Genomic DNA, 16,107 nt, shown 5'->3' with positions numbered 1-16,107 from the left:
GCGAACTGAATAAGATTGAGGAAGGAATTAACCGATATGAGTACCGGATTATCCGAGAAATTGAAAGAAGAAGTACAGAAGCGGCGCACCTTCGCCATCATCTCCCACCCCGACGCGGGGAAAACGACGCTGACCGAGAAGCTGCTGCTGTTCGGGGGCGCAATTCGGCTGGCCGGGACCGTCAAAGGACGCAAAGCGAACCGGCATGCGACGAGCGACTGGATGGAAATCGAGAAGCAGAGAGGAATTTCGGTCACCTCCAGTGTGATGCAGTTCGATTATCAAGGGCACCGGGTCAATATTCTCGACACGCCGGGCCACCAAGACTTCAGCGAAGACACGTACCGGACGCTAACGGCGGCGGACAGCGCCGTCATGCTGATCGACTCGGCCAAAGGGGTCGAGGCTCAGACGAAGAAGCTGTTCCAGGTGTGCCGCAAGCGGGGCATCCCGATCTTCACGTTTATCAACAAGCTGGACCGCGAGGGCCAGAATCCGTTCGATCTGCTCGAAGAGCTGGAGCAGGTGCTCGGGATCCGCTCGTATCCGATGAACTGGCCGATCGGAATGGGCAAACAGTTCCGCGGCGTATACGACCGGAAGCTAACGCAGGTCGAGCTGTTCCAAGGCGACGATCATAAAGAAATTCAAGTGCGCAAAGTGAGCGGCTACGACGATCCGGTCGTGAAGGAAATCGCGGGCGAATTTTTTTACGATCAATTGGTGCAGGACTTGGAGCTGCTCGATGTGGCGGGCGACGAATTCGACTACGAGAAGGTACGGAAGGGCGAGCTGACACCCGTTTTCTTCGGCAGTGCGATCAACAATTTCGGCGTGCAGACGTTCCTTGAGAATTTCCTGCAGCTGGCCCCGACGCCGACGCCGCGCAAAAGCAACGAAGGCTTGGTCGATCCGCTGCACGAGAAGTTTTCCGGCTACATTTTCAAAATTCAAGCGAATATGAACCCGGCCCACCGCGACCGGATCGCTTTTCTGCGGATTTGCTCGGGCAAGTTCGAGCGGGGCATGTCGGTGAAGCACGTGCGGGTCGGCAAAGACATCAAGCTGGCGCAGCCGCAGCAATTTCTCGCGCAGGACCGCGATATCGTCGAGGATGCTTATCCCGGGGATATTATCGGGCTGTTCGACCCGGGTATTTTCCGGATCGGGGATTCGCTGTGTCAAGGCGGCAGCGTCGAGTTCGATGAGCTGCCGACGTTCTCCCCGGAGCTGTTCTCCAAGGTGACGGTCAAAAACGCGCTGAAGCACAAGCAGTTCCAGAAGGGCGTGGACCAATTGACCGAGGAGGGCACCATTCAGGTGTTCAAAACGATCGGCTTCGAGGATTTGATTCTGGGCGTCGTCGGACAGCTCCAATTCGAGGTGTTCGAATACCGGATGAGAGCGGAGTACAGCAGCGAGGTGCAGCTGTCCCGGATGAGTTACCAATTCGCACGCTGGCTCGTCGGCGACGATATCGATCCGGCCAAGTTCCGGATCAATTCGCAGCTGGTGAAGGATAAGAAGGACAACTACGTTGCGCTGTTCGAGAACGAATACGCGCTTCGCACGGCGATGGAGAAAAATCCGAACCTGAAATTTTTGGAAACCGCGCCTTAATGGCGCCGGTCCGATAAGCGGCAGCCCTTCGCGGTCTTCATGGATCGAACGAAGGGCTGTTCGTTTTTTTGCCAGGCCTGGCTGAGTTTGATAAAATAGGGTTGCAGTGGAAGAAAAATGGGAACGGAGGGATGCTTATTATTATGAAAAGCAAACCATATAATCCGTATGAAGATGCCGCCCTTCACGCCACGCAGCCGACTCGAACGTTGATTATGGAGGACCGGAAGCCTTTTAACGATGCGATTCATCATTTTGACGTCGTTCAAGGGGTCTCTACGCCCAAGCGGCTGGACCATTACCCCAAACTTATTAAAAACCCGTTTCGCTTCTACGTTATCGTCTCGATAGGAGCGATGGCGGTCCTGCTTGCTTATTCCTTTATCCAAAATGTATGGGCTGCCTTGAACGGAGGCTAGACACGCCTCGAATTGCGGTCGGTCGGGACGCGGAGTCCGCCGGCCGTTTGTTTTTTTAGGTGCTTTAACGGAAGCGAAATTTTTACTCTTTTCTCATCGAATTTTCATCTTCGTTGTGTATAGTTAAAGCAGCGGCTGAGGGCAATAATAGAATCGATACGATTGCCGCTTTTTTACTATTTCTAGCGCAGCCAGAGGGAACAGGATGAAAAAGATTCTTATCGTGGAAGACGAGCGGAATTTTGCCCGCTTTATGGAATTGGAATTGATGCACCATGGCTATGCCGTTACCGTCGTCGGGAGCGGTCAGGAAGGCTTGGAAACCGCGACCCGCGATGCATCGTGGGACGCCATTCTCCTTGATGCCATGCTGCCGGGACTGCACGGCTTCGAGGTATGCCGCGGCATTCGCCGGGCCGGCTTCGCGACACCCGTCATTATGCTGACGGCCCGCGATAGCGTAACGGATCGCGTCTCGGGGCTGGACAGCGGAGCGGACGATTACTTGCCGAAAACGTTCGCGTTCGAGGAATTGCTGGCCCGGATTCGGGCGGTGATCCGACGGAGCAAGCGGGGGAGCGGCGCGGCGCAAGCGGCGTTGGCGTACCGCGATCTTCGGATCGATCCGGTTGCCGGGACCGTAAGCAAGGCCGGTGTGGTGCTGGAGCTGACCAAGCGTGAATACGAGCTGCTGCTGGTTCTTATGAATCATAGGGACCGGGTATTAAGCCGGGCGATGCTGCTTGATCTGGTCTGGGGGTACGACTGCGAAGCCGGGACGAACGTGGTCGATGTGTATGTCCGCTATTTGCGCAACAAAATCGACGATCCGGGGCAGCGGAGCTATATTCACACCGTCCGCGGCATCGGCTACGTCATCCGGTCATGAAAAAGCTGCGAATGCTCTTCACCCGGCTGCCGATCAAATGGCAGATGACCTTATGGTCGGCTTTTATGCTGTTCGTCTTATTTACGCTTTACAACGCTGTACAATACATAGGCATCAACCAATGGATGAGCGGCCGCGAAGTGGAATCGGTGCGCAAAACGATGGGCGAGCTGCAAAGTTATTTTACGGAAAAAACCGATATTTTGGACGCTGGACAAATTGTCAGAAGCAGGCATTTCATTGAGAGCATCAATCAAAAAAATCAATTGATCCGGATTTTGGACGGCGAGGGAAAGCCGGTGCTGACGGTGCTTACGGCGCTGCCGGAGGATTGGGTAGCGCCGCGTCCGGTCACGAAGGCCGAGCTTGAAAGCGTGTGGCATCAGAAGGAGCATCTGCTCGTTCTGCGCGCCCCGGTCATCTCGGAGAAATTCCGCGGCACGATTGAAATCGTCAGCAATCTGGAGACGTTCGATGAGCTGAAAGGGATGGTCACGCTAGTCATGATTCTGGGCGGCGTCGGGGCCATATTGCTGAGCGGCCTGGGCGGCTTGCTACTGGCCGGGCGGCTGCTGAAGCCGGTTCAAAGCATTGCGGACACGATGCGGAGAATTCAGCGGAACGGACTGCAGGAGCGGGTGCCTTTCTACGACAATAAGGATGAGATTTCGGCGCTGGCCCATGTGTTCAACGAGATGATGGATCAATTGGAAACGTCGTTCCGCAAGCAGAAGCAATTCGTTGAAGACGCTTCGCACGAGCTGCGGACTCCGATCGCGATTATTTCGGGACATTTGTCGATGCTGAACCGTTGGGGCAAGCACGACCCGGTCCTCGTGGACGAATCGCTCCGCGCTTCGCTTGAGGAGCTGGAGCGTCTGAAGGGGCTTGTGCAGGAGCTGCTGGAGCTTACCCGTGCGGAGCATGCCAGTCCCGGCGAAGCCGCCGAGGTGTTCGATCTGGGGGAGACCATCGCCCGAATCGTGAAGAACGTCTCCGTCGTTCATCCGGAATTCGAGATTACGACGGATGTGGAGGCGCTGAAAGGCGTCAAAATCCGGTTGGTCCCGAACCATATCAAACAAATTTTGTTGATTTTGTTGGATAATGCGGTGAAATATTCGCTGGAACGAAACAAAATCCACGTTTCAGCCGTCATGGTAGAAGATAGGATGCTGCGCATCGTCATTCGCGATTACGGAATGGGCATTCCGAAAGGGGAAGTGGAGCATGTGTTCGACCGGTTTTACCGGGTGGACAAAGCCCGCAGCCGCAAACGCGGCGGCAGCGGCCTGGGCCTTTCGATCGCCAAGCGGCTGGTAGAAAAGTACCATGGGGACATTCGTTTGGAAAGCGAAGAAAACCAGGGAACGACAGTGACCGTACAATTGCCGTTCAGCCGTTAGCGGAACGGACAATGGGAAGAGGAGAGACGCGTATGTTATTGAAATGGGACTACGATTTATTCGAAATGATCAACGGCTTGGCTGTCGATCATACGACGCTTAACGTGTGGATGCGGTTTTTCGCGGAATATGCGGAATATTTCTTTTATTTGGGCATCCTCGTGTATTGGTTTACCCGAAAACAAGAGAACCGCCGGATGGTGGCCAAAGCGCTCTGTTCCGCTGTTTTGGCGATGGGGATCGGCTCGCTGATCGGCATGTTGTTTTACCGGAACCGGCCGTTCGTCAGCCACGAGGTTCATCAGTTGATCGAGCATGCGGCCAATGCGTCGTTTCCGAGCAGCCACGCGATCGGAGCTTTTGTCATCGCCACCTCGATCTGGCTGTACCGCCGCAAGGACGGGTACATCTGGCTTGCGCTGGCCGCATTGATCGCTTTGTCCCGGATCTGGACCGGCGTCCATTATCCGATAGACGTGACCGTCGGAGCGCTGCTCGGCATGGGCTCCGCCGTAGCCGTCAACAAGCTGTTCACCCAGTGGACGCTTGCCCGGCGCTGGTTGGCCGCAGGCTTGTCGTTTTTTGAAAAAATCGAGCGCAAGCTTGGCTATAAATCATAGAAGGACTTTTGGAGCAGTTGCCTGCATCGGGCAGCTGCCTTTTTTTGCGGAAAATCGGTCATAACGCCGGCCTCCGCCTGCTCCGGCCGCCTGTCGTAGGCCTCTATACCTGACCGTGCCGCAGCGGGGGGCATACACTATGATGGACGAACGAGGCCAGGTTCAGGCTCAGAGGGACCGGATTGCGGGAGCAGAAGGTTCGTCAAAGGCGCTGCAGAGGGAGAGGGGGAGCTTTGGTGCCGACCATTCTCCGGCTGAAGGAAGAAAGGTGGATGAGATGAGGAAGAGCAAACTGAATTACCGCAGGCACATCGTAAGCAAATGGGCCAAAACCCAGGCGGTGATTCCGAACCGGAGGCTGGCCAAATATATTCCCGAGACGCGCAAGCTGAACCGCGAAAGCTTGAAGGATATGCTGGACCGGCACGGTATGGTCTATGTGAAGCCGAACAGCGGCACTTACGGGATCGGCGTCATGCGGGTGGAGCAGCTTGCCGGCGAAGGCGACGCATCCTATCGCTGTCATATGGGGACGAAGATTCACACCTTTACCCAATATGATGACTTATACAGGCATATCGCGGGATTGACCCGAAAACGGATGTATTTGGCGCAAAAAGGCATCCATCTGCTCAAATACCGGCAGCGGCGCTTCGATCTTCGCGTCATGGTGCAGCAAAGTCCTGCCGGAACATGGCAGACCACCGGCTTGATCGGACGCGTCGCGGCGCCGGGCAAGATCGTAACCAATGTGCATAACGGAGGAACGCTCAAGCCTGTGGAGGTTTTGCTGCAGGGGCATGCCGGGAGCGCCGAGAAGGCGAGGCTTGCCTGGAGGCTGCGCAGGCTGGGCACTTCCGTCGCGAGGCAGCTTCATTCAAAGTATAGGGGGATCAAGGAAATCGGGCTGGATGTCGCGCTGGACGAGAGGCTGCACCCGTGGATTTTGGAGATTAATACGGCCCCTGACCCTTATATTTTCCGAAAGCTCAAGGATAAGCGCATTTTCGCGAGAATTTACCGGTACGCAAAAGCATACGGACGGCTCTGAGCAGCCGTCCGTTTGTTATGAAGAGGGAGCCTTCGCAGCTCCCGAATCGGTATTATCCCGCTTCGCCGTCCTTGGATGCGGCTCGGTCGGATTTGGGCAGGGCGATCGTGAACGAGGTGCCGATGCCAGGCGTGCTGTCCGCTTCGATCGTGCCTGCATGGGCTTCGACCAGCTGCTTGACGATGGACAGGCCGAGCCCGGTCTCGCTGTTGCTCTTGGACCGGGACGGATCGGCTTTGTAGAAGCGCTCCCAGATGAGGGCCAGTTCTTCCTTGGACATGCCGCGGCCGGTATCCGCGATAACGATCACAGTATGCGTATCCGTTTCGGAGCCGGTCAGGCGGATCGTGCCGTATGCCGTAAACTGGATGCTGTTTTTGACCAGATTGATGAGAATTTGCATCAGCCGGTCGTAGTCGGCATACACCTGCAGGTCCGGTTCGCATTCGATCAGGATGTGCAGGCGCTTCTCTTCAATCAAAACTTCAAGCGACTCGTGAACGATTTCGAGCAGCTCTTTGAGCGGCGTCCGCTTTTTGTTCAGCGTGATAAGGCCGCTTTCGATTTTCTCCATGTCGAGCAGCCCGTTGATGAGCCGGATCAGGCGGAACGTTTCCTTCTCGATGATGCCGTAATAATTGGCCCGCTCCTCCGGCGCGTGGACGAGATCGTTCTTCAGCCCTTCGATGATGCCGCGGATCGAGGTAAGCGGCGTGCGCAGCTCGTGGGTCACGTCCATAATAAAATGGCGGCGCCGCGTCTCAAACTGCTGCAGCTTGCGCAAGGCGAGCTCGAGCTGCCGCGCCATGGAGTTGAAGTCGCCCGCAAGCTCGCCCAGCTCGTCCGACCGGCGAACCGTGGATCGGGCGGTATAATCTCCCGCTGCAATTTGGCGGGTCGTCCGGCGCAGCGACCGGATGCTGGCGCTCATGCTGCGCGAAAATATCCAGCTGACGGCGACAGCCAGGACGAAAATAACGACGATCATATAGATCAGCGCTTGGTTAAGCGCCTCCATCGTCTCTTGAATGCCGTGAAGCGGGGAGAAGACGAAGAGGTGCAGCTCGGTTTTTTGCGGCTTCAGCTTGGTCTGCCGGTAAACAACGACCCACGGCTCCTCGGCGCCGCGTTCGACGATAAAGCTTTCGTTGTCCCTGGTGCCGGACATGTGCGCCCGCAGCTCGTCCAAGAATGCCTTGCCGCGCAGCGCGCCGGGCATCTTCGGATCGCGGTAGGCGATCTCGCCGGCTTGGTCCAGCAGGATGAACGACGTCCGGCGCTCGGCCAGCAGCGTGCGGAATGCCTGCAGCGCGCTGGTCGGGTCTTCTCCGTCTCTGGCGAGCAGGCGGACGATTCCCTTGGATACGCTGGCGAGCTCTTCCGTTTCGTTGTCGAATGTTCGCTGTTTCATGTAATAAGTAAAGCCGGCCGCCAGCAGGACGAGAATGAGCATGGACAGAAGGAGATGGGACAGAAACTGCCGCTGGAAAAAAGTAAACCGGAAACGCGGCCGCAGGTGGCTCAGCTTCATCGTCATTCCTCCAGCTTATAGCCCACGCCCCAGACGGTCACGATCAGCGGGTGCTCCGGCGAAGACACCTTATTGCGCAGCCGCTTGATATGGACATCGACCGTGCGCTCTTCGCCCAAATAATCGTAGCCCCATATGCTTTCCAGCAGCTGCTCGCGGGTAAAGACGCGTTTGGGATACCGGACGAACAGCGAGAGCAGATCGAACTCCTTCGGCGTTAAGTTGCTGATCGTATTGCCGCCGACGGTGGCGGTCCGGGCGGACAGGTTGACGACGAGCGTCTTGTGCTTGAGCAGCTCATGTGGCTCGGCCGCCCCTTCCGCCTCGCCCCCGCCGCCTCGATGATACCGGCGAAGCACGGCTTTCATGCGGGCGATCAGCTCCATCGGACTGAACGGCTTGCTGACGTAATCGTCGGCTCCGAGTTCAAGCCCCATGATCCGGTCATGCTCCTGATCCCGTGCCGTTAGCAGGATGACCGGCGTTTCCCCTTTACGGCGTATATCCTTGCACAGTTCCAGCCCGTCCTTGCCGGGAAGCATCCAGTCCAGGATGACGAAATCCCACGTATGCCGGTCAAGCTGTTCCTGGGCGCTAAGTCCGTCATGAACAAAGGTTGTATCATACTGTTCTTTTTGAAAAAACAAGTGCAGCATTTCGCAAACGGACGTATCGTCCTCCGCGACCAGAAGTTTCATTGCGGCACCTCCATCGAAGTCGGAATGGTTCGGTTAAGTCTGCTATCTTCAGCATAGAGCGTTCCAACCGGGATAGCAAGTCAAGCGGTGGACGCTTAGTCCGGGCTGCCGGGAGGGCGAGCAATACGCTTGAGAGTATCCGCGAATACTGGCGCATTGCCCCACATTACGATTGGGCGGTACGAATGTAACTCGCCGCGGCCGCCGCTTCGCGAAATGCTGCCCGGGGAACGGACGGCGACGAGTAGCGGTCGGCTGCGTTAAATGGGCATTATTCCCACTATCCTTAGATTAACGACACCAACCGAGCGGATTCGCGCTCATTCTACAGCAAGCTCCGACATCATTCTCTATCCTCGTTCAAGCTTTGCAGCTTACGGGGCACCGAACAAGCGCTGAATCTCCGGAATGTTCACTTCCAATTCGGTTCTTTTCGGAAGTGTGATCGAGCACATGTAGCTGCCGGCGCGGAACGATACGCTACGATATTGGGCGAAATTCGCATAACTGGTGACGACGTAGTCTTGCTTAATATCCATATGATTGATTTCATACACGGGGAGCGGGGTCATGAGTCCGGTCTTCAAAATCTTCGACAAGGATTCCTTGGAGGTCCACAGCATCGTGAGCGCGGCCTCGTATTCAAGTGAGGTGTCCGCGATCATTTGCTTCTCGGGCGCCGTAATCTGCGATTCGATGGCATTGACGTTGGCACCGTCGATTTTCTCCAAGTCGATGCCTAACGGATGGGCCTCCGGGAACGCAATGGCAGCCGCGATATGATCGCAATGCGTAATGGTGATCTGAAGAGGCTCGGTTCGCGGAAGCATGACCACAGGCTGCTGGAACACCCCCTGCTGCACCCATATGTGCCGAAGCTGAGGTTCTCCCATCCGGTTGTACGCGGAGATCGCCTGCTTCGCGCAGTAACGGCCGAGGATAAAGCTGTGCTTTCTTTTATATTGAAGCTTCCGGTAATAAGCAAGCTCTTGCTCGTGCAGAATGCTTAAAGCTTCCGCATCTTCATATGGATAGGTACGGCTGCAAAAAGACAGCTGCGCCTTAAACCGGTTGTCAGGCCTGATTAACGCCAGTTCCTCCAAATACAATGAGGTGTCCAACACTACCTCTCCCCTCGTCTTCGTTTGTTGATGAACGTCGTTATGTCAATAATCGTTTCCTATAATTGGGCAGCTGTCAATAGGTGAAAATTATTACTTTTTATTGAAAAGAGCGGGCGATCTTCGTTATATCCTGTACTCCCATTTCCCGATACGATATCGAATGGCGGCAACGGCTTCGGTAAGGCTCTGGCAGCGGCAATCTCCCCTTGCGGGGTTGACATGAAAAGCCGGAGCGTGAGATAATGAACGCGCGTACATTTTTTTTGGGGGGGAGATGGCTGCAATCGTAACCCGAAAGGAAGTTGCAGAACTGGCGGGCGTATCCGAAGCGACGGTTTCCCGGGTATTCAACGACGTCGGTCCGATGAAGGAGCAGACCCGGCAGCGGGTGCTTCAGGCCGCCAAAACTTTAAATTATCATCCGAACGCGATTGCCCAAAGCTTCGCCCGCCGCCGAAGCGGCAATTTGGGCGTCGTGCTGCCTTACGTGCCGAAAGTGCACATTTTCTCGACTTACTATTTCTCCGAAGTGCTCAGCGGCATCGGGGAGCAGGTGAAGGCTTCAGGCTACGATATGCTGCTGAAATTCCGCGTTCCCGGAGAGGAAAGCGATTACAGCAGTATTTTTCGGTCGCAGAAGGTGGATGCCTGCGTGATTCTCGGAGCAACGGATACGCCCTCGGAGCGGGCGGAGCTGAAAAAATTGGAGGACGGTGGATTTCCATTTTGTCTGATCAACCAGCATATGAGCGGGGAGCGGTTTAATGAAGTGGATGCGGATCATGAGGGAGGCAGCTACCGCGCGGTGCGGCATCTGCTCGATCTCGGATACCGGAACATTGCGTTCTTGAGCGGCTCGCCCGAATTTTCCAACAGCGGCGACCGGCTGCGGGGATACATGCAGGCCATGCGCGAAGCGGGGCTGCTGCCGGCGGAAGCCAAGGCTCCGGGCGACCTGCCCCCGCATTTGTACTACGAAGGCAACTACAGCCTGACAAGCGGAATTAAAGCGGCAGCGGCCATGCATCCGCATTTGAACCGGATCGAGGCGGTATTCGCCTCGAACGACCGGATGGCGATCGGCTTGATGCAGGGGCTTCGCGAGTACGGGCACGTTCCCGGCCGGGATTACGCCATTGTCGGCTATGACGACTCGGAGGCCGCCCGCGTGACCGACCCTCCGCTGACCAGCGTCGCCGTGCCGTTTTACGAGATGGGCCGGCTGGCGGCGGAGCAGGTGCTGAGACGCGTCGGCGGGGGGAACGAGACGGGCGGCGCATTGGAGAGCTTCAGCGTTAAGCTGGATACGAGGCTTGTCGTGCGGCAATCATGCCGGATCCTGCGGTAACACCGTCGCGGGGCCCGATTCGCTAAGGGACGGCGAAGGGTAATAAGCCACAGGCCAAAGGAGGGAGGAACCGAAGATGAAACAAGTCCGCGTAGGGATGATCGGGTACAAGTTTATGGGCAAGGCGCACAGCCATGCTTACCGCGATGTGCCGATGTTTTTTCCGAAGGTGCCGAAGCCTGTGATGAAAACGATCTGCGGCCGCGATGCCGAAGCCGTGACGCAGGCGGCGCAGCAATTCGGATGGGAGAGCTGCACGACCGACTGGCGGGAGCTCCTGCAGCGCGAGGATATCGATCTGGTCGATATTAATGCGCCGAGCCATGTGCACAAGGAGATCGTGCTGGCGGCCGCCGCTGCGGGCAAGCATGTGTTTTGCGAGAAGCCGCTTGCCTTGACGTTGGCCGAATCCCGTGACATGCTCAGGGCCGTCGAAGCGGCCGGCGTCAAGCATATGGTCGGCTTCAATTACCGCTTCGTTCCCGCGGTTCGGCTGGCGAAGAAGCTGATCGCCGAAGGCCGTCTGGGGCAAATTTATCACTTCCGCGCCTGGTTTATGCAGGACTGGCTTATCGATCCGGAATTCCCGCTCGTGTGGCGGCTGCAGAAGGAAGTGGCCGGCTCCGGCGCTCACGGCGACTTGGGCGCTCATCTGATCGATCTCGCGCATTACCTCGTCGGAGATATGACGGAAGTCGTCGGAACGAACGAAACGTTCGTCAAGGAAAGGCCGCTGCCAGCGACGGCTGATGCCGCGGGGGGAGAACAAGCTCGCGGCCCGGTCACTGTCGACGACGCCACCTTGTTCCTTGCCCGGTTCGCGGGAGGAGCGCTGGGCAGCTTCGAGGCGACGAGGATCGCAGGGGGCTGCCGCTGCCGAAATGCGTTTGAAATTAACGGAAGCCAAGGCAGCGTAAAATTCGACTTCGAGCGGATGAACGAGCTGCAGGTCTTTTTTGCCAATGATCCGGACGACGTGCAGGGCTTCCGACGCGTACTGGCGACCGATCCGTCTCATGCGTATGCGGAAGCGTGGTGGCCTCCCGGCCATACGCTTGGCTACGAGCATACGTTAATCCACGAGACGGTCGAGCTGCTGCAGGCGATTGGGGAAGACCGGCAGCCGGTCCCGAACTTCAGGGACGGCGTCAAGAGCCAGCAGGTACTGGAAGCGGTCGATCTGTCGATCGCGGAGCGCCGCTGGGTTTCCATCCAAGAAGTGTAGAAAGGAGACATCGGGGATGAAAAAAGCATTGATCGTCTGGGGCGGCTGGCCGGGACATCAGCCCGGGGAGATCGCCGCCCTGTTCCGGGACCTGCTGACGGACGCGGAATTTGAGGTGGAAGTGTCGGATACCCTTGAGGCGTTCGCCGATGGGGAAAAGCTGAAGACGCTGGATTTGATCGTACCGGTATGGTCGATGGGGGAAGCGGATCCGGCGCTCATCCGGAACGTCTCGGCGGCCGTTCAGAACGGCACCGGGCTCGCAGGCTGCCATGGGGGAATGTGCGACGCGTTCCGCACGGACGTTGAATGGCAGTTTATGACCGGCGGACAATGGGTCGCTCATCCGGGAGACAACGGGGTGGATTACGAAGTCAAGCTTATCTCGAGCTCCAATCCGCTGCTGGACGGAATCGGAGATTTCCGCGTGCGGAGCGAGCAGTATTATATGCACGTCGATCCCGCAGTTAACGTATTGGCGATAACGCGTTTCCCGGTTGCGCTTGGACCGCATTCGCCCAATGGGGCGGTCGACATGCCCGTCGTCTGGACGAAATGGTGGGGAGCGGGGAGGGTATTCTACTGCTCGCTCGGCCATGAGAAGGGCATCCTGGAAATACCCCAAGTGAACGAAATTATGCGGCGCGGCTTGCTGTGGGCTTCGGACGGGCGGGCGGAAGCGGCCCGGAGGATTGATCCATGAATAAACTAAAAGCAGGCATCGTCGGCTGCGGCAAAATCAGCGGTATCTATTTACAAAATTTAATCTTAAATCCGGAGCTTGAAGTCGTGGCTTGTGCCGATTTGAACCTCGCCCGGGCGCGGGCGAGCGCCGAGGAATACGGCATCCCGAAAGCCTGCACGCCGGCCGAACTGCTGGCCGACCCGGCTATCGATATCGTGATCAACTTGACGATTCCCGCCGCGCATGCCGAAGTATGCCTGCAAGCGCTGGAAGCCGGCAAGCATGTCTACGTCGAGAAGCCGCTCGCCGTAACCCGGGAAGAAGGGCAGGCGATTCTGGCTAAGGCGGCAGAGAAAGGGCGGCTCGTCGGCAGCGCCCCCGACACGTTTCTCGGCGGTGGCATTCAGACCTGCATCAAGCTGATCGAAGACGGCTGGATCGGCGTGCCGGTGGCGGCCTCCGCGTTTATGATCGGGCGGGGCCATGAGCATTGGCATCCCGACCCCGAATTTTACTATGCGAAGGGCGGGGGGCCGATGTTTGATATGGGGCCTTATTATTTAACCGCCCTCGTGGCTATGCTTGGACCGATCCGCCGGGTTACGGGCTCGGCAGGCATCTCGTACCCGCAGCGCACGATAACAAGCCAGCCTAAATTCGGCCGCACGATTCAGGTGGAGACGCCGACCCATATTGCGGGCGTAATCGACTTCCGCAGCGGCGCGATCGGAACGATCATCACCTCGTTCGACGCGTTCGGCGGAACAGAGCTGCCCCGGATTGAGATTTACGGAAGCGAGGGGACGCTTAGCGTACCGGATCCGAACACGTTCGGAGGGCCGGTACGGGTCCGCCGCTATGACGCGACGGAATTCAGCCTTATGCCGCTTACCCATGGCTTTACGGACAACTGTCGCGGTCTTGGCGTACTGGATATGGCCTCAGCGCTTCGACAAGGGCGGACCAACCGTGCCAACGGGGAGCTGGCCTATCACGTATTGGAGGCCATGCATGGCTTCCATGACGCTTCTACGCATGGAAAGCATTATGAGATGCACAGCAGTTGTGAACGTCCGGCGCCATTGAAAGCCGGCCCGGCCCGAAGTATTTTCGACTAATTGCAATAATATGACGGAAAAGCGCGCAGGGGCCGTTCCCCGCACGCTTTTTTGCCGTTTTAAGCCAAATGTTCTTTGAGCGTCGCGACCATCTGGTTCTGCGCATCCGCTTCGCTGTGCTTCCAAATAATTTCGAACAATACTCCAAGGCCCGGCAGCACACGTTCTTCCGCATCCATCGAATCCGCAATAACTTCAAAGAGCTCTTCGTTGCTTTTGTCATGCATGCGCTGAATGATCGCTTGCCGCAAATTCAGGTTCATGGCAGTTCCTCGCTTTGTTGTCTTTTCCACTTGGTTGATGCGATTTCGCTTTTATTAATATGCTCCGCTTGAATTAGTTTCATGCTTCGGCACGAACTTTGGTGAACTGCCGCGCTTCTTGATATAATAAAGAAATGAGAAGGGGGATGAGCACGGATGAAAAAACAATTCGCCGTCATCGGCATGGGACGCTTCGGCTCCAGCGTTGCCAAAACGTTATCGAATCTCGGCTTTGAAGTGCTGGCGATCGACAGCAGCGAGCAGCGGACGCAGGAAGTGTCGAATATTGTGACGCACGTCGTTCAGGCCGATTCCACCGATGAAGAAGCGCTGCGCGCGCTCGGATTGCGCAATTTCGACGTCGTCATCGTCGCAATCGGACAAGATATTCAGGCTAGCATTCTGACAACGATCATCGTCAAGGAAATCGGCGTGCCGAAGGTTGTGGTCAAGGCGCAGAACGAGCTGCACGGCAAGGTGCTCGCAAAAGTAGGGGCGGATAAGGTTATTTATCCGGAGCGCGATATGGGTGTCCGGGTGGCCCATCATTTAATTTCATCCAACATTATCGATTACATCGAGCTTTCGGAAGACTACAGCATCGTCGAGGTTCAAGCGGTTGGGCAAATGGTCGGCCGTAATCTGAGAGAGCTCGATATTCGCGCCAAATACGGCTGCAACGTGATGGCGATCCGAACCGGAGACAAGATGAACATCGCTCCGCACGCCGAAGATATCATAAAATATAACGACATTCTGGTTGTCGTAGGGACGAACGAGGATTTGAAAAATTTCGAAAAGACGTTTGCGGAATAGAGGGCAAAAGAAATCGTATGAACGATAAAAAAAAGACAGTTTCCAGTGAATCGGCCATCCTTAGCTCGGTTCAAAACCCGCGGGTAAAGCAGTGGACCGAGCTGCTCAGCCGTAAAGGGAGGGACAAGCAGGGGCGCTTCCTGATCGAAGGCGTCCATCTTGTGCAGGAGGCGCTCCGCACCGGCGACCTGGTGCCCGAGGTATTGATTTACGCCGCAGATAAGAAGCAAGCGATTGCCGGGCTGCTGGAGGATGCAGCGGCTAAAGGAACGGAATGCGTGCCGGTAACGGAAGCCGTGCTGGCCAAATGCACGGACACCGAGACGCCGCAGCCCGTGTTCGCAGTCGTGCCGAAGCTGCCGTGGCGCGGAAGCGATCTGCTCGCAGCCAGTGAGCCGAACGGACTGGTCGTCGTCATCGACGGCATCCAGGACCCCGGCAATCTGGGGACGATCATCCGCAGCGCCGATGCGGTCGGGGCCTCGGGCGTGCTGCTTGGCAAAGGGACCGTCGATCTGTATAATCCGAAGACGGTGCGCTCGACGATGGGATCGCTTTTTCATCTGCCGATTGTCCAAGGCGACTTGACCGAATGGCTGCCGCGGGCGACCGAGTCCGGCGTGCAGGTTGTCGCTACAAGCCTCCAAGGGGCGGTAAGCTGCTACGAGCACGATTTTCGCGAATCCACGTGGTTTGTCATCGGTAACGAAGGGCAAGGCGTCTCCGAGGAAGTGAGGCTGCTTGCCAGGCATCAGGTGCTAATCCCGATGAAGGGACGCGCCGAATCGCTGAATGCGGCGATGGCCGCTACCGTCGTCTTGTTCGAGGCGATGCGGCAGCGGGGGCTGTAAGATTCGAATGGTGATCAAGCCTGCGAGTTGCAATTCCGTTTGGGTCCGATTGTAATTTGGTTCCGGCACTAAATTGGAATATAACTTTGTCGTGTACATCTGGTAAGGGGAAGGCCTAAACACGGTTTTCCTTTTATCAGATAAACCGCAAGGAAAAAAATTGTATGTTGCTTATTATCAATTAACATGATATATTGTTCTTCCGGCCGTTGAGAGGCGGTCGTGAGTCAAGCAAACAAACACCTGATCTGCTTCGATTGATTCGTACTTTCGAGACGGATTGGAAGAAAAAATTGCTATTGACTTCAAAGCAGCTAACATGATATATTATTTTTTCGCTGCTTCGGCGGCAACATTGCGAGTAAGACAAGCTTGCTCTTTGAAAACTGAACAACGAGTAACGTGCGAATCTCAGTATGAGATTCAAATAAGCTAGTAACGAA

At 56.4% G+C, this 16,107-nt stretch carries 16 protein-coding genes; 12 read left to right on the top strand and 4 right to left on the bottom strand.

What is annotated here, in order from left to right; genetic code table 11:
• Nucleotides 1-36 precede the first annotated feature (36 nt).
• From PEH01S_RS26425 to PEH01S_RS26400, 6 genes are all read left to right on the top strand, one after another.
• Entirely contained in the window at nucleotides 37-1,620 is a 1,584-nt protein-coding gene (locus tag PEH01S_RS26425; RefSeq protein WP_025847283.1) for a peptide chain release factor 3, read from the top strand.
• A gap of 143 nt (nucleotides 1,621-1,763) precedes the next feature.
• On the top strand, nucleotides 1,764-2,039 hold the full coding sequence (locus PEH01S_RS26420; RefSeq protein ID WP_127489056.1) for a hypothetical protein: 276 nt from the start codon (nucleotides 1,764-1,766) through the stop codon (nucleotides 2,037-2,039).
• Nucleotides 2,040-2,244: 205 nt separating this feature from the next.
• Nucleotides 2,245-2,928 carry a response regulator transcription factor gene (locus PEH01S_RS26415; RefSeq protein ID WP_025847281.1) on the top strand — a complete coding sequence of 228 codons (684 nt, stop codon included), beginning with the start codon at nucleotides 2,245-2,247 and terminating at the stop codon, nucleotides 2,926-2,928.
• A complete protein-coding gene (locus PEH01S_RS26410; protein ID WP_127489054.1) occupies nucleotides 2,925-4,334 on the top strand; it encodes a HAMP domain-containing sensor histidine kinase in 1,410 nt (469 codons plus the stop codon). Before PEH01S_RS26415 ends, PEH01S_RS26410 begins: the two co-directional genes overlap by 4 nt.
• 32 nt (nucleotides 4,335-4,366) lie before the next feature.
• A complete protein-coding gene (locus PEH01S_RS26405; protein ID WP_127489052.1) occupies nucleotides 4,367-4,954 on the top strand; it encodes an undecaprenyl-diphosphatase in 588 nt (195 codons plus the stop codon).
• A gap of 277 nt (nucleotides 4,955-5,231) precedes the next feature.
• The gene (locus tag PEH01S_RS26400; RefSeq protein WP_025847275.1) at nucleotides 5,232-6,005 is read left to right on the top strand and encodes a YheC/YheD family protein; all 774 of its coding nucleotides are present in this window, start codon (nucleotides 5,232-5,234) and stop codon (nucleotides 6,003-6,005) included.
• A 52-nt stretch (nucleotides 6,006-6,057) separates the two neighbouring features.
• Here PEH01S_RS26400 and PEH01S_RS26395 read toward each other — a convergent pair whose 3' ends face one another.
• The 3 genes from PEH01S_RS26395 to PEH01S_RS26385 all read right to left on the bottom strand — a co-directional run bounded on the left by PEH01S_RS26395 (nucleotide 6,058) and on the right by PEH01S_RS26385 (nucleotide 9,355).
• Nucleotides 6,058-7,536, bottom strand: a complete 1,479-nt coding sequence (locus PEH01S_RS26395) for a sensor histidine kinase (protein WP_025847273.1) — start codon at nucleotides 7,534-7,536, stop codon at nucleotides 6,058-6,060.
• A gap of 2 nt (nucleotides 7,537-7,538) precedes the next feature.
• Complete coding sequence (locus tag PEH01S_RS26390) at nucleotides 7,539-8,234, bottom strand: response regulator transcription factor (RefSeq protein WP_127489050.1); 696 nt, start codon at nucleotides 8,232-8,234, stop codon at nucleotides 7,539-7,541.
• A gap of 374 nt (nucleotides 8,235-8,608) precedes the next feature.
• Nucleotides 8,609-9,355 carry a 4'-phosphopantetheinyl transferase superfamily protein gene (locus PEH01S_RS26385; RefSeq protein ID WP_051570245.1) on the bottom strand — a complete coding sequence of 249 codons (747 nt, stop codon included), beginning with the start codon at nucleotides 9,353-9,355 and terminating at the stop codon, nucleotides 8,609-8,611.
• A 277-nt stretch (nucleotides 9,356-9,632) separates the two neighbouring features.
• On the opposite strand from PEH01S_RS26385, the gene PEH01S_RS26380 reads away from it, so the two are divergent.
• The 4 genes from PEH01S_RS26380 to PEH01S_RS26365 all read left to right on the top strand — a co-directional run bounded on the left by PEH01S_RS26380 (nucleotide 9,633) and on the right by PEH01S_RS26365 (nucleotide 13,734).
• Nucleotides 9,633-10,706: a LacI family DNA-binding transcriptional regulator gene (locus PEH01S_RS26380; RefSeq protein WP_174807174.1), complete on the top strand. Its 1,074-nt coding sequence runs from the start codon at nucleotides 9,633-9,635 to the stop codon at nucleotides 10,704-10,706.
• A 76-nt stretch (nucleotides 10,707-10,782) separates the two neighbouring features.
• Entirely contained in the window at nucleotides 10,783-11,931 is a 1,149-nt protein-coding gene (locus PEH01S_RS26375) for a Gfo/Idh/MocA family protein (RefSeq protein WP_127489048.1), read from the top strand.
• Nucleotides 11,932-11,947: 16 nt separating this feature from the next.
• Nucleotides 11,948-12,634 (top strand): ThuA domain-containing protein, encoded by a 687-nt coding sequence (locus PEH01S_RS26370; protein WP_127489046.1) that lies wholly within the window; start codon nucleotides 11,948-11,950, stop codon nucleotides 12,632-12,634.
• A complete protein-coding gene (locus PEH01S_RS26365; RefSeq protein WP_127489044.1) occupies nucleotides 12,631-13,734 on the top strand; it encodes a Gfo/Idh/MocA family protein in 1,104 nt (367 codons plus the stop codon). The genes PEH01S_RS26370 and PEH01S_RS26365 overlap by 4 nt, the downstream gene beginning before the upstream one ends.
• A 59-nt stretch (nucleotides 13,735-13,793) precedes the next feature.
• On the opposite strand, the gene sspI is transcribed toward PEH01S_RS26365, so the two are convergent.
• Nucleotides 13,794-13,997, bottom strand: coding sequence for a small acid-soluble spore protein SspI (gene sspI, locus PEH01S_RS26360; protein ID WP_025847231.1), 204 nt, complete (start codon nucleotides 13,995-13,997; stop codon nucleotides 13,794-13,796).
• Between the two features lie 156 nt (nucleotides 13,998-14,153).
• On the opposite strand from sspI, the gene PEH01S_RS26355 reads away from it, so the two are divergent.
• Nucleotides 14,154-14,813 (top strand): potassium channel family protein, encoded by a 660-nt coding sequence (locus tag PEH01S_RS26355; protein WP_127489042.1) that lies wholly within the window; start codon nucleotides 14,154-14,156, stop codon nucleotides 14,811-14,813.
• Nucleotides 14,814-14,830: 17 nt separating this feature from the next.
• Nucleotides 14,831-15,664: a TrmH family RNA methyltransferase gene (locus PEH01S_RS26350; RefSeq protein ID WP_127489040.1), complete on the top strand. Its 834-nt coding sequence runs from the start codon at nucleotides 14,831-14,833 to the stop codon at nucleotides 15,662-15,664.
• Nucleotides 15,665-16,107 lie beyond the last annotated feature (443 nt).

The sequence above is a fragment of the Paenibacillus ehimensis NBRC 15659 genome (assembly GCF_004000785.1).
In the GTDB taxonomy this organism is placed as follows: Bacteria; Bacillota; Bacilli; order Paenibacillales; family NBRC-103111; genus Paenibacillus_G; species Paenibacillus_G ehimensis.
The sequence above is the reverse complement of the archived record's forward strand: the minus strand, read 5'-3'. Positions and strand labels throughout refer to the sequence as shown.

Coding starts and splice junctions, on each gene's coding strand:
- PEH01S_RS26425 (WP_025847283.1), top strand. CDS start 37: ATGAGTACCGGATTATCCGAGAAATTGAAAGAAGAAGTACAGAAGCGG.
- PEH01S_RS26420 (WP_127489056.1), top strand. CDS start 1,764: ATGAAAAGCAAACCATATAATCCGTATGAAGATGCCGCCCTTCACGCC.
- PEH01S_RS26415 (WP_025847281.1), top strand. CDS start 2,245: ATGAAAAAGATTCTTATCGTGGAAGACGAGCGGAATTTTGCCCGCTTT.
- PEH01S_RS26410 (WP_127489054.1), top strand. CDS start 2,925: ATGAAAAAGCTGCGAATGCTCTTCACCCGGCTGCCGATCAAATGGCAG.
- PEH01S_RS26405 (WP_127489052.1), top strand. CDS start 4,367: ATGTTATTGAAATGGGACTACGATTTATTCGAAATGATCAACGGCTTG.
- PEH01S_RS26400 (WP_025847275.1), top strand. CDS start 5,232: ATGAGGAAGAGCAAACTGAATTACCGCAGGCACATCGTAAGCAAATGG.
- PEH01S_RS26395 (WP_025847273.1), bottom strand. CDS start 7,536: ATGAAGCTGAGCCACCTGCGGCCGCGTTTCCGGTTTACTTTTTTCCAG.
- PEH01S_RS26390 (WP_127489050.1), bottom strand. CDS start 8,234: ATGAAACTTCTGGTCGCGGAGGACGATACGTCCGTTTGCGAAATGCTG.
- PEH01S_RS26380 (WP_174807174.1), top strand. CDS start 9,633: ATGGCTGCAATCGTAACCCGAAAGGAAGTTGCAGAACTGGCGGGCGTA.
- PEH01S_RS26375 (WP_127489048.1), top strand. CDS start 10,783: ATGAAACAAGTCCGCGTAGGGATGATCGGGTACAAGTTTATGGGCAAG.
- PEH01S_RS26370 (WP_127489046.1), top strand. CDS start 11,948: ATGAAAAAAGCATTGATCGTCTGGGGCGGCTGGCCGGGACATCAGCCC.
- PEH01S_RS26365 (WP_127489044.1), top strand. CDS start 12,631: ATGAATAAACTAAAAGCAGGCATCGTCGGCTGCGGCAAAATCAGCGGT.
- sspI (WP_025847231.1), bottom strand. CDS start 13,997: ATGAACCTGAATTTGCGGCAAGCGATCATTCAGCGCATGCATGACAAA.
- PEH01S_RS26355 (WP_127489042.1), top strand. CDS start 14,154: ATGAAAAAACAATTCGCCGTCATCGGCATGGGACGCTTCGGCTCCAGC.
- PEH01S_RS26350 (WP_127489040.1), top strand. CDS start 14,831: ATGAACGATAAAAAAAAGACAGTTTCCAGTGAATCGGCCATCCTTAGC.